Origin of the sequence: Paraburkholderia xenovorans (genome assembly GCF_046030735.1) — a bacterium.
Lineage (GTDB): Bacteria > Pseudomonadota > Gammaproteobacteria > Burkholderiales > Burkholderiaceae > Paraburkholderia > Paraburkholderia xenovorans_A.
The window spans coordinates 1-13035 of sequence record NZ_JAQQBV010000044.1; the positions used below are offsets into that span (position 1 = coordinate 1).

Here is a 13035-nt window from a genome sequence, read left to right on the forward strand (position 1 = left end):
AGATTCGACCAGGGAAGCATTCCATCGAACGGTTTTCCGCGCGCGGGGACTTTCGCTGGCACACAGGGTGGGACGTTTGTACAGAATGGAGCGACGGTTGACGCCTGACATAGGGGTCTGACTATTTTCCGGCGTCAGAAGCCCGCCCTCTGGACCGGCTGCATGTACCGCTGGCCGCCCAGCCTGGACTAGCCATTCGGCGGTGTCCGGTGCGTCAAAAAATTCATCGATATCCGTTTCGTCCAGATCGCCTGGTACTCCGGATGTCTCCACCACCGGCGCACGATTGCGAATAAGGGAGTGGGCCGGAAGCGCTTTACCATTTACCACTGGGCTGTACCGGTTGTTTTTCAATCTGATTCTGATAGCACTGCCGGCAACATCTCCCACTTTCGACGATTTGCACTCCGGCTGAGCGTCTGGCTGGCGCAAACCGGGTGGGCTTCGCCGCGCACGCCAGGGATCGGCCGGACCGTCGGCGTCACCCAACAGTATCGCCTCGAGCTCCGGATGATCGAACGCGTAGCGCCGGATCTCGCGACGGAAGTAATCGGAGGCCTCCCGCTCGTTGGCCGGCACGTTGCCCCGGAAAATCCGCCTGACCGCATCCATATCCCCGCAAGCCTGCAGCGACTTCCAGATGGCGTTGAAAAAGCAGTTGCCGTCTGCTGGAATCCAGACTTTTTCTCCATTGATCAGTGCCCAGTAGTGCCCCCCCGCCACTTCGATATACACATTGCCGGCGCTACGCGTCGATTCGCCGAAAGACGTATGATTTCCACCGTTCCAGACGTAAAGCGCCAAGCCGCCTTCCTTCCAGCAAGGAAGTTCCGAAATCAGAAAAGGCATGGAATCGGCCAGTTCGAAGTTCCACTCGCCATTGCGACCGATGCGCTCCGCCTGGTCGAACCACCTCGATTCCGCAATATCGTGCTGCCCCTCCAATTCATCATCCCGACGTCGCTTCGTTTTGCTCGTCGAATCCTTTTCTGCGTAACTGCGCATAAACCACCTCGGAATCGGATAGTTGTTTTTGAGCAGAACCGTGCGGTGCCCGGTCGCAACGTGCGCCGTTCTTGCAACAGCACCACTATGCAATGACGCTTTTCATAACGGACCCGGTTCTATCAGGAAAATTAGGCACAAGCGATTTCGGGCTTATGCCGGCTAACCGCTCGTTGGCGAGGACGCACCTGCCGGTGCTTTGTATGGGCCGCACCTAAGCTTCGACGTCGTCGAAAACAGGGGGATTTGAGTTGAAATATAGCCAGTGCAAAGGACCGGCTACATGATGGCCGCATGACAATTCCGTCACGATTGCTGCGCGACCGGCCCGACATTCAGACCGGATCGACGCGTCTTTATCGCAACCGCTGTTTCGCGGCGGCGCGCTGTTTGCGCAGCAGCGCGCGGCGGTCGACATGTATGACGCCGCCCTATGTAGTACCCGGCGCAAGCATTGAGGCACCATCGACAAAGCGCGCCACGCCGCTTTACGTTCGCCACAAGGCCAGTCAAAAGTCTTTAAGAACGAACTCGGATTTGTCGAGTGTCCTGATTTTGCATTTATCCTCTTTAATCCTGATCGACATATCCTCGGAGTACGTTATCACTCGCACTTTTCCATTTTTTCTAACAAGTACCGCATAAGCAATACCCACCCTGGGGTCGCAAGACGCTGGATTAATCCGGTTATAATCAAAAATATTTACATTTTTCTTTACTCTCACTGCCCTCGTATTCACACCGCCAGCCCCCGTTTTCCCAAAATAATTCATGGTCCCCCGGCGGTACGTCGACACCATATCGACAAGGGTGTCATTACCGTGCAATGGCGTCCCAGACTTATCCATCAATATTCCATTGCTTACCTCGACATCGGGCAATGACTTTCCCGAAAGGGAAAGGTGAGCGTTATAAGCGCTTGCCGCACCCTCGCGACTGGTTAACCATTGCTCGTCTCCATCCTTCTTTCCCGCGTGGTATGCGTAAAAGTTATCGTCATCGACGGCGTAAATCATCGAACAGCCACTCAACTCACCGGCCGATACAATAAGAGGTTTGCCCTCCAGTAATTGATTTAAATTTATTTTAATCCCGACCGTCCCTGATAGGCCGTTCGATATCTCGAAGATTCTCACGTCCTCGTCCAGTACATTCTTCCCTCCCCACACGCCGATGACTGTCCCATTTCGGGATCTAGATGTAACCTTGTTGCCGGCTGACGTGTCGAAGACTCCTTGCAGCCGGCCTCCTTGAGCAACTTCAGCCCCAGAAAATTTTTGTGGCGGCAACCCGGATGTATCGACAACCGAGTCAGTTCGCACAAAATCAAACTCGATATCGGGCTCGTCGGCCACTGCACCGAAGATCAAGCCCCTTCCCTTAAGTTGCCGCACCTCACCATCTTTCAACAGATCTCCGGCAAACAGTGCTTTCATCGACAGCGCGCGGTCGTCCACCCAATCGCCGACCCGACTTCCGACATTGTGGAAGGTGTGGGAAATTTCTCTCGAAATTGGGCGCTTCTGACCCTCTGCAGGTCCTGTAACTGGTGTCGGATAGTCCTGTTCCGGCGGCAGGCCGCCGCTGTCCGGCCCGGCGGAGTGTCCCGACATGTCCCTTGACAGGTGCTCGTCTCGCGCGACGTAGTCAGCCACCGCATTCCGCGAGTAATCCTCAGCCTCTTGCCAGGTTAACGGTTTATATAATAATGCTTGTGCGGCAGTCTCATCGGCGTCATCCTGTAATGCGTCTTGCGCCAGGATATCGCTGCGCCCTTTTCCGATATTCCTTTGACAATCCAAGAATTTAGGAATTATATAAAATGGCATAGCAAATCTCCAGATCGCAATCCAGTTTCATATTCAGAGATATCCCGCGTTCTCACCGCGACAAGATTATTCTCACGAGGTTTAACAGGATTTTTCCGAACACCGCAGCACAACACCGCATCTTTTTCGGCACGACGAAATCAAGAACTGGTTAGCATCAACGATTGACAACCGCATTCACGGTTAAACCATTTCGCATGACTTAAATTTATCCGAAGCAGTTTAAATTAAGTCTAGCAGGATCGACCTTCAGCAGAATGACGGCCAGATGACAACTTTTTCATGCGACAACGCCCCGCTTCACGACAATGCCGGGATGCATCACGCGTAGGCGGATAAAATATTGATGGATTTTTATGGGAAGCATGATCCACCGTGCCGGTGGAGAAACCTGTTGCTGACGCCGGAACAAAAATCATAAGTCATCGGACCCGATCATAATTCGGGCCCTGCAAAAAGACGGGACAGACGCAATGCGTCCGATACGTCAATAAACCCCCGCCTCCCCCACAGGCCGATTCTTAAACCTCTTATGCACCCAATAATACTGATCAGGAATCCGACGCACCTGCGTCTCCAGAAACTCGGTAATCCGCCGGGCATCGACAGAAACATCATCCGAAGGAAAATCCGCTAAAGCGTCAAAAATAGTGAGCTTATACCCCCGATACCCCGGCAAAACCTCAGTCACAAACGGCACAACCCGCGCATTCCCCGCCCGCGCCATCCGCGAAACCGAGGTCAACGTGCACGCCGGCACGCCAAAAAACGGCACAAATACCGAATCCCGCAGACCAAAATCCATATCGGCCGCCAGCATCACCGGCTTGCCCTCCCGCAGCACCCGCAACGCGCGCCTCACACTATCGTTGCGCGGAATCATCTCGGTGCCGAAGCGCCCGCGCTGGCGCTTGGCCATCGCGTCGAGCAGCAGATTCGACATCGGCGTGTACAACGAAGCCACCGGATGCCGCGTCGAATACATCATGCAACCCGCCTCGATGCCGACGAAATGGAAGCCGACAAAAATCGTCGGATGTGTCTCCATGTCGCTCAGATCGATCGCGCTCTCCACCTCGACCAGTCGTGCCAACGCCTGCGCATTGCCGAACCATTGCGGACCACGCTCCACGTAACTGCGAATCACATGGCAGAAATGCGCGCGTGCAAGACGCTCGCGCGCGTCGTCGCTCATATCGGGAAAACACAGCTTCAGATTGGTATGCACGACGCGCCGGCGCGTACTCGGGATCCGGTACAGCAACGCACCGATCCCCGTCCCGATACGCGCAACAACGCCATACGGCAGGAATGCGAACGCGCGCAACAAACCTGTCATCAGACAGATGAGAATTCGACTTTTCACGAGGCGGGAAACCCGTTGGGTGCTGTGTGGCAAACACGCCGCCCGCGCAATCTCAGTTGCAAACGGACGGGGTGACGTGCACGCGCGTCAAACCGGGAGTCGCGCGGCGCAGGGGTGAAGATCGACGCCTCGCTCGTGGCAAGACGTACGGTGCTGGAAGCCGAAACGGCCGGGAATCGGAGGCCCCTGTCGGACCCCCATGCAAGCAACGCGGGTGTGATTAAAACACACCGCGACAGCCGGGAACAAAATCTGCTAAACGGGCCACCGTGATAGCCGTCTGAAAGCCACGCCAGGCAGCGCTTGCGACTTTTCAGAAAACGCGTGGGCGTGGGCGCCGCGCCCACGCACGTCGACTTGCATCAAGGCTTGTTCGACTCGAACAGGTCCATGATCTGTTTCTTTTCGTTCGACGACACGCTCGGCGGCGGCACCGCAGGCGGCGTCATTCCAGCAGGGCCGACGCCGCCCACCGCATCGCTCGCGCCGGCAGTCGGATTCGCCGAATCCAGACCGATGCTGGCGACAAAGCCGTTGCCCGGCGTCATGTCCGTGTAGAACAGTTCGCCGTCGACCGCGGTCACGCCGTCGGGCTGCCCGGGCTCGGCTTGCGGCACGCCACGCAACGCGCGCTGCATGTACTCGACCCAGATCGGCAACGCAAGCTGCGCGCCGAATTCGCGGCTGCCGAGCGTCTTTGGCTGGTCGTAACCCATCCACGCGACCGCCACCAGCGACTGCTGATAACCGGCGAACCAGCCGTCCTTTGCGTCGTTCGTCGTGCCGGTTTTGCCCTGCAAGTCCGAACGGTGCAGCACATTGGTGCCCGCCCCCGTGCCGGCCGTCGCGACCGAGTGCAGCAGGCTGTTCATGATGTACGCGTTACGCGGCTCGAGCGTGCGCGGCGCGTCGCGGCCGGCGGTCAGCGGCTGCGCCTTCGACAGCGGCTCGCCGCGCGCGTCCGTCACTTCATTGATCAGATACGGATTGATCCGGTAGCCGCCGTTCGCGAACACCGAATACGCACCCGCCGACTGCAACGGCGTGACGAGCCCCGCGCCGAGCGCCATCGGCAAATACGGCGGCGTCTTGTCGGCATCGAAACCGAAACGCTGCGTAACGAAATCCTGCGCGTACTTGGTGCCGATGAACGACAGGATCCGGATCGACACCAGGTTCTTCGACTTCTGCAACGCGAGGCGCATCGGCATCGGCCCTTCCGGCTGATCGTCGTCTTTCGGCTCCCACGCGTCGCCGCCCGGCGTGCTCGGCGGGAAATACAACGGCGCGTCGTTGATGATCGTCGCCGGTCCGAGGCCCTTGTCGAGCGCGGCCGAATAGATGAACGGCTTGAAGCTCGAACCCGGCTGGCGCCACGCCTGCGTGACGTGGTTGAACTTGTTCTTGTTGAAGTCGAAGCCGCCCACCAGCGCGCGAATGGCGCCGTCCTGCGGCGTGAGCGATACCAGCGCGCCTTCCACCTGCGGCAGTTGCGTGATCTGCCAGTTGCCCTTGTCGTCCGCGAGAACGCGCACGATCGAGCCGACCTTGATCTTCGTCGCGGCCGTGGCGCGCGCGCTCAATCCGCCCGCGACGAAACGCAAACCGTCGCCGGTAATCGTGAGTTGCGTACCGTCGACCAGTTGCGCCTTCACCTCTTTCGGGCTCACGTCGGTCACCACGGCGGCGATGATCTCGCCGTTGTCCGGATGATCGGTGAGCGCGTCGTCGATCGTCTGATCGCGGTCGTCGCCCGGCGCGGGCAATTGCACGAAGCCTTCCGGCCCGCGATAGCCGTGGCGCCGCTCGTAGTCCATCACGCCCTTGCGCACCGCGCGGTAGGCGGCGTCCTGGTCGGCGGAATCGATCGTGGTGGTGACGTTCAGGCCGCGCGTGTAGGTCTCGTCCTTGTATTGCGCGTACATCATCTGCCGGACCATTTCGGCGATGTACTCGGCATGCACGCTGTATTCGTTACCCGGATTCTTCGTGTGGATCTCTTCCTTCACCGCCTGGTCGTACTGCTCCTGGCTGATGTACTTCAACTCGAGCATGCGCTTCAGGATGTATTCCTGACGGATCTTCGCGCGCTTCGGATTGACCACCGGGTTGTACGCGGACGGCGCCTTCGGCAGGCCGGCCAGCATCGCGGCCTCGGCCAGCGTGATGTCTTTCAGATCCTTGCCGAAGTACACGCGCGCGGCCGCGGCAAAACCGTACGAGCGCTCGCCCAGATAGATCTGGTTCATGTAGACCTCGAGGATCTGATCCTTGGTCAGCGCGCGCTCGATCTTGTACGCCAGCATCATTTCGTAGATCTTGCGCGTGTAGGTCTTCTCGCTCGACAGAAAGAAGTTGCGCGCCACCTGCATCGTGATCGTGCTCGCGCCTTGCGACGCGCCGCCGTGCGTGATGTCGGACACGCCCGCACGCAGAATGCCGACGAAGTCGACGCCGCCATGCTCGTAGAAGCGATAGTCCTCGATCGCGAGCACGGCTTTCTTCATCTGGTCGGGAATGTCCTGAAAGCGCACGATGCTGCGCCGCTCTTCGCCGAATTCGCCGATCAGCACGTGATCGGCGGTGTACACGCGCAGCGGCACTTTCGGCCGGTAGTCGGTCAGCGCGTCGAGCGACGGCAGTTGCGGCCCCATCACCACCAGCGCGTAACCGATGATCAACGCACCCACGACGGCAAGCGTGCCGATCAGGCTGGCGAACCAGATCACCAGCGTGGCGCCGAACGAGCGGCGGCGTTCCTGTGCGTCGCGCGAATCAGCGTTGCGGCCTGGAGTGCGGTGGTAGGAGTCGCGGTCTTCACCGGACGGGGAATTGGACGAATGCGGTCGTTTGATGATTGGCATGACTGGAATAGTGGGCGCGTGACTGAACGCCTTCTACGCACGCTCCGGCGTGCGTAGGGATCATGGACTGCATGAGGCGTACAACGCGGCGCGGCCCTATGCCCCGAGTGGCCGCACAGCGCGCCCTGGGCAGTATCCGGCGCAACGTAACAGCGCATTCTAAAGAAATCAGGCGCGGTCCAAGATAGTTTTTTTGTAAGAATTCCCTTCGCGCGGGGCCGACAAGGTATATCCCGGCAAACACACGAGTACGGCGCTCCAGGCCACCAGAGTTATCAACAGAAACTGTTCACAGACCTGTGGACAAGCTCGCCGGAAACGCTACAACTCGTTGATGTCACGGGATTTTCATGTCGCGCCCGTTCCGCATCGGGGCAACTCGTCATATGATGGACTCGGCGCGCAACCGGCCAGCCATGCGCGCTACGCTGCACGTCAAATGCGAGTCCGAGATCGCCAATGCCAACAAGTATGCGAGCCGATTATGAACAAGCCCAGCGAACGCATCGTCGTTTTCGTCACGACCGCGCAGAAACGCGCGATCGCTGCCACCGCCGAGAACCTGGGCATTAGCGTCAGCGAGCTGATGCGGCGCGCGGTGTTGAGCTTCGGCGCGACCAGCGAACAGGTGAAAGCGGCGAGCATCGTCGACCGCCTGCGTGCGCCGCGCGCACCGGATGCGCTCGACGCCGCGTTACAGCGCGTGGCGCGCGGCACCCGCCACGCGCGCGCCGCGCAACCCCCGCTTTTACAGACTCGCGACGAAGCCGAAAATCCGGCCTCCACAGACAACCACTCAGCCGCGGCGCGCGCACAGCAAAAACCTGCTGCCGGCGCAGCAACGCATAACCCGCTACCGCGCGCGGCCGCGACCGATCCCGCGCCCTTGCTGCCCGCCGACGTGCTCGCCGCGCTAGCCGCCGACGCCGACGAAGAAGCCGTGGCGGCAGCCGAAGCCGTCGCTCGCGTCGCGGCCGCGAAAGCCGCCGCCGTGGCGCAATCCTCGCCTGAGCAGACAGAAAACGAAACGCCGTTGCGCAGCAGCGTGTTCAAGCGCCCACGCCTCGACAGCGCACAGGACGAAGACGGCGCGCAAAGCGATCCGAGCGCCGAAGGCGGCCGCTTCGCGTGATGAGAAATCAGTCGTCACTCGCGAGCGTGCCGGCCTTTCGCTATCCGGCCGGCACAAGCAGCCATCCCTGCTGGAGATCGCCGTCTCGTATGCACGTTTGCGCACTTGCCGTTCATCCGCGCGACACGCATTACGCGCACAGTTCGCACGTCGCTCATGCTGCCCTTTAAGGCGTTTTTAAGAGACTGCGTGGTGTAATATCCGCGATCTGCTGAATGGCGCGTAAGTGTTTTGACAGCCGGAGCCGTTTGCATCGCTCGCTTGCGAAAACGAACAATTTGCAGGGCCGGTATTGCAATCGGCGTATGCGCCCCGAACTCCGGACCGCCACTGCGCAGCTTTGCGCGGGGCGGCGTACAGTAGCAGTGGAACTCAGTTGAGCGCGCGGGGATTCTTCAGCGCCGATTACATTCTTTGGAGGTTTTCATGTCGCTTTTTGACAGCATTTCGCGGACGCTTAAAGGTCTCCTGAACGATGCAGCCGATTCGGTGCAAGACCCGTCGCGCGACTCGCGCCAGATCGTGCGCGAACTCGACGAGAGCATCGCCAAAGCGGAAAACTCGCTGATCGAGATTCAGGCACAAGTCGCCACGCAGCAAAGCAAGCGCGACGTCGCCGCGGACAAGGCGAAGAAATACGAAGACGGCGCACGGCGCGCGCTGCAATCGGGCGACGAAACGCTGGCCCGCGAAGCACTCGGCGCGCAAGCTACCGCCGAAGCCGAACGCGATGCACTCGCGAAGGAACTGACTACGCTGGAGCCGTCGGTTGCGCAGTTGAAGAGCCAGATCGAAGACATGCGTACGCGCCGTAACGACCTGAACGCACGCTCGAACATCCTGCAAGCCAAACAGCAGATCGCGCAGGCGAAGGACGTGGCGGCCACGGCGCTGGGCGGCATCGGCGGCAAGAATCTGTCCGAAGACTTCCAGAAGCTGGAAGACAAGGTTGCGCTGTCGAATGCACGTTCCGACGCACGCCTGAACTCGGCGGACGTGAAGAGCGGCAAGGCACTCGACGACAAGCTCGCCGATCTGAACCGCGGCCCGTCTGTCGACGATCGACTCGAAGCGCTGAAGAAGCAGATCAATACGCCGGCGTCGTAATTGCGCAAGCAAGTCGCGTTCATTCACTGAGCGCCGGAATCGATTGCCAAGGAGACGGGCGCTCGCGCCCGGTCCGTATATGAAAAAATTTCTCGCAAGCGCATTCGCTTCCCTGCTGTTCGTGTCGGCCGCGGCGTTCGCCGTGCCGACCGTGCAGCAAATCGAATCCGCGATGTCGCAGGGTAACTGGCAGCAGGCCGATGCCGGTTTGAGCGAAGTCCTGCAGGCCCATCCGAACAACGCTCGCGCGCACTACCTGTACAGCCAGGTGCTCGATCGCGAGGGCCGTTATGCCGACGCGCTCGCGCAGGTCCAACAGGCGAAGACGCTCGATCCGCAAATCCGCTTCACCGACCCCACCCGCTTCGCGCAGACCGAAGCGCGCATCCGCAAGGACGCGGAACGGGCCGGCGGCGCAGGCGGCAATACCACGAGCCGCGCGCCCAATCCGTTCGTGCAGCAGAATGCGCCGGCCGTTCAGCAGCAATCGGCAATGGTCTCGCAGGCACCGCAGCGGCATGGTCCTGGCATCGGCTTGTGGATCGGCATCATCCTCGTGATCGGCGTGGTTGCGCTGGTGTTGCGCTGGACGCTGCGCCGCGCCCGCTCGCAAGACGACACGCGCGTCGACGATGAACGGCGCACGCAACTCAAGCGCGCAACCGACATGCTCAACGCGGTGCGTTCGCTGAAACTCGACGTGAAGTTGTCCACCGCGCAAGGTCATGAAGCGCTCGAAAAAGAAGTCGAAGCGACCGAAGACAAAGTACGCGGGCTGATGGAAACGCTCACGAACAGCAAGAACCCGGTGCCGCCCTATTCGCTCGACGAACTGGAGCAGCGGATCGCCAGCCTGCGCGCTCGCGCCGACGGCAGGCCCGATCCGTATGCGGCCGCGGCGCCCGCCTCGCAACAGTCGCCGTATGCGCAGGAAGCCGAGCGTTTCGGCAATCCGCCGCTAGCGCCTTATCCGCAACAGGGACCGTATCAGCAGCAGCCTCAGGTGATCGTCCAGCAAGGCGGCGGTGGATTCGGCGGCGGCATGGGCGGCCTGCTGACCGGCGTGCTGCTCGGCGAAGCGTTGAATTCGGGGCGTGAGCGCGTGGTCGAACGCGACGTGATCGTCGACGATGAAACGCGCCGCCGCGGCAACGACGGTGGAAACGACAGCGGCGGACTCGACTTCGGCCAGGGCTCGAATGACTGGAACGACAACAGCGGCGGCGGCGTCGATATGGGCAGCAACGACGACTCCGGCGGCTGGAGCGACACCTGACGCGCGAGGCACGCGATGCACGGCCACGGCTTACGGCGCACCTGATCGATACGTGAGCCGCACCACGAAAACAGGCTCCTTTCACGCAAAGGAGCCTGTTTTTTTATGCTGTCGCAACGTTGCCGCTACCTGAGCGCCGTCGCCGCTTCAGTTTGCGCAAGCAACGACGCCCCCGCAAACAGCCTGACGACAAAACGCTCCGCATAACCGATCAGCGCATCGCGCCGCTCGGCTTCGCCGTCGACATACTCAGCCGCGAGATGAAACAGTTGCAGCACGATCTGCGTGCAGATTTCGTCGACGGTTGCGCGGGCGAGCGTCGGCATCAATTGCAGTTGCACGACGTCGTCCGCCATTTCCGCCGACACCTCGTGCAGATTCGCGCGCACCGCGTCGCGCAGCGCCGGCGACGTGCCGTGATACTCGGCCAGCCCGCTCATGAAAGCCGCACGATTTTCCAGCGCGAACGCGAAGAACGCCACGCACGCGCGGCGCGGCACGCTTTGCGGTTCGTCGTGCGCGGCCAGCCAGCGCTCACGCCGCAGCATCGGCCGCAGGCGGCGACTCACCGATTCGACCGCTTCACGCGCGAGATCGTCGAGCGTGTCGAAATGGCGGTAGAACGTGTTCGGATTCAAGCCGGCCTCGCGCGCCAGTTCGCGCAAACCGAGGCTCGCAAAACTACGGCCGCCCGCCGTCAAACGCAGCGCGGCTTCGATCAGCTTGCGCTTGCCGGGCGGCAATTCGACGATGGCATCGGGTATCGGCTCGGAGGCGGGGTTCATGGAGTTTCAGCGTCTTGAATCGGAGCGCGGTGTGAGCGTTTAATAGCCGTACTCTAAACGATCTTGACGTGAAGTGTACAGTTGTCTACCCTGCGCGTTATGCGTCAGTAGACATATGTAGACAGTCCATCACGCCTTATCCGGAGACCCGTAGTGACGCCGACCTCGTTCGCCGATTCAGCCGATTCAGCCGCTTCATTTGCGCCGCGCATTGCCATCATCGGCAGCGGTTTTGCGGGCATCGGCATGGCTATCCGTCTTCTGCGGATGGGCATCACGTCGTTCACGGTGTACGAGGCAGCCGGCGATATCGGCGGCACCTGGCGCGACAACACGTACCCAGGCGCCGCTTGCGACGTGCCCTCTCACCTCTATTCGTTTTCGTTCGAGCCGAATCCCACGTGGTCGCGCGCGTTCGGCGGACAGGCTGAGATCTTCGCGTACCTGAAGCATTGCGCGCGCAAGTACGGCGTCGAGCGTTTCATTCGCTGCAATGCGAAAGTGGTGGCCGCGCGTTTCGACGAAACGCGGCAGTTCTGGCAGGTCGAAATCGACGCGAACGGCACGCGCGAGCCTATCGAGGCCGACGTGGTGATTGCCGCGAGCGGCCCGCTATCGCGGCCGGCGATGCCGCAGATCGCCGGGCTCGAACGCTTCGAAGGCAAGCTGTTTCATTCCGCGCGCTGGGACCATGCGTATCCGCTCGAAGGCAAACGTGTTGCGGTGATCGGCACCGGCGCGAGCGCGATCCAGTTCGTGCCGCAAATCCAGCCGCGCGTCGCGCATCTCGATCTGTTCCAGCGCACCGCGCCGTGGATCATGCCGAAGCCCGACAAGCCGGTCGGTCCGCGCGCGCAGTGGCTGTTCCGCCATCTGCCGTTCACGCAGCGCTTCGTGCGCAACGCGATCTACTGGCAACTCGAAGCGCGCGCGATCGCGTTCGTCGTCAATCCGAAGCTGATGAAGCTGCCGATGAAGTTCGGCCTGAGCTACCTCGAGCGGCGCGTAAAAGACCCGGCACTGCGCGCGACGCTAACGCCGAACCACCGGCTCGGCTGCAAGCGCGTGCTGCTGTCGAGCGACTACTACCCGGCTCTCAGCCAGCCGAATGTCGACGTGGTGACCACAGGCATCCGCGAAATCGTCGCGGACGGCATCGTGACGGAAGACGGCGCGCATCATGCCGCCGACACGATCATTTGCGGCACCGGCTTCCAGGTCAACGACGTGCGCGCACCGTTCGAGGTGACCGGCATCGCGGGCGCGGATCTCGGCGAAATGTGGCTGCGCGACGGTCCCGAGGCGTATCTCGGCACCAGCGTCGCCGACTTCCCGAACTTCTTCATGATCGTCGGCCCGAACACCGGACTCGGCCACAACTCGATGATCTACATGATCGAGTCGCAGGTGCAGTACATCGGCGATTGTCTACGCGAACTGCGCCGCCGCAAAGCGCGCACGATGAATCTGCGCGCCGACGTCCAGCGCGAGTTCAACGCGCGTTTGCAGAAAGACATGCAGCACTCGGTGTGGGTCAGCGGCTGCCATAGCTGGTATCAGACGAAGAGCGGCAAGGTCACCGCATTGTGGCCGGGCTTCACGTTCAGCTTTCGCAAGCGCACCCGGCGCGTGCGGGCGCGCGAGTATCGTTTCGCGCGTTGACGCGCGAGG

9 protein-coding genes are annotated in these 13035 nt (G+C 60.9%); 4 read left to right on the plus strand and 5 right to left on the minus strand.

The window, feature by feature from the left end; all coding sequences use genetic code 11:
* The 4 genes from PQQ51_RS30085 to PQQ51_RS30100 all read right to left on the minus strand — a co-directional run.
* A partial coding sequence (locus PQQ51_RS30085) for an OTU domain-containing protein (protein WP_408500842.1) occupies window positions 1–1005 on the minus strand: 1005 nt, incomplete at its 3' end.
* 509 nt (window positions 1006–1514) lie between these two features.
* Window positions 1515–2834, minus strand: coding sequence for a cytotoxic necrotizing factor Rho-activating domain-containing protein (locus PQQ51_RS30090; protein ID WP_408500843.1), 1320 nt, complete (start codon window positions 2832–2834; stop codon window positions 1515–1517).
* Window positions 2835–3321: 487 nt separating this feature from the next.
* Entirely contained in the window at window positions 3322–4200 is an 879-nt protein-coding gene (locus PQQ51_RS30095) for a lipid A biosynthesis lauroyl acyltransferase (RefSeq protein WP_459252353.1), read from the minus strand.
* 362 nt (window positions 4201–4562) lie between these two features.
* Window positions 4563–7064 carry a penicillin-binding protein 1A gene (locus PQQ51_RS30100; RefSeq protein ID WP_408500844.1) on the minus strand — a complete coding sequence of 834 codons (2502 nt, stop codon included), beginning with the start codon at window positions 7062–7064 and terminating at the stop codon, window positions 4563–4565.
* A gap of 484 nt (window positions 7065–7548) precedes the next feature.
* On the opposite strand from PQQ51_RS30100, the gene PQQ51_RS30105 reads away from it, so the two are divergent.
* The 3 genes from PQQ51_RS30105 (at window position 7549) to PQQ51_RS30115 (ending at window position 10579) form a co-directional block, all read left to right on the plus strand.
* The gene (locus PQQ51_RS30105; protein ID WP_408500845.1) at window positions 7549–8196 is read left to right on the plus strand and encodes a hypothetical protein; all 648 of its coding nucleotides are present in this window, start codon (window positions 7549–7551) and stop codon (window positions 8194–8196) included.
* Between the two features lie 426 nt (window positions 8197–8622).
* Window positions 8623–9303, plus strand: coding sequence for a PspA/IM30 family protein (locus tag PQQ51_RS30110; protein ID WP_408500846.1), 681 nt, complete (start codon window positions 8623–8625; stop codon window positions 9301–9303).
* 79 nt (window positions 9304–9382) lie between these two features.
* Complete coding sequence (locus PQQ51_RS30115) at window positions 9383–10579, plus strand: tetratricopeptide repeat protein (RefSeq protein WP_408500847.1); 1197 nt, start codon at window positions 9383–9385, stop codon at window positions 10577–10579.
* A 125-nt stretch (window positions 10580–10704) separates the two neighbouring features.
* Here PQQ51_RS30115 and PQQ51_RS30120 read toward each other — a convergent pair whose 3' ends face one another.
* A complete protein-coding gene (locus tag PQQ51_RS30120; protein ID WP_408500848.1) occupies window positions 10705–11364 on the minus strand; it encodes a TetR family transcriptional regulator in 660 nt (219 codons plus the stop codon).
* A 153-nt stretch (window positions 11365–11517) separates the two neighbouring features.
* Between PQQ51_RS30120 and PQQ51_RS30125 the strand changes: the two genes are divergently transcribed.
* Window positions 11518–13026 carry a flavin-containing monooxygenase gene (locus tag PQQ51_RS30125; protein ID WP_408500849.1) on the plus strand — a complete coding sequence of 503 codons (1509 nt, stop codon included), beginning with the start codon at window positions 11518–11520 and terminating at the stop codon, window positions 13024–13026.
* Window positions 13027–13035: the final 9 nt, after the last annotated feature.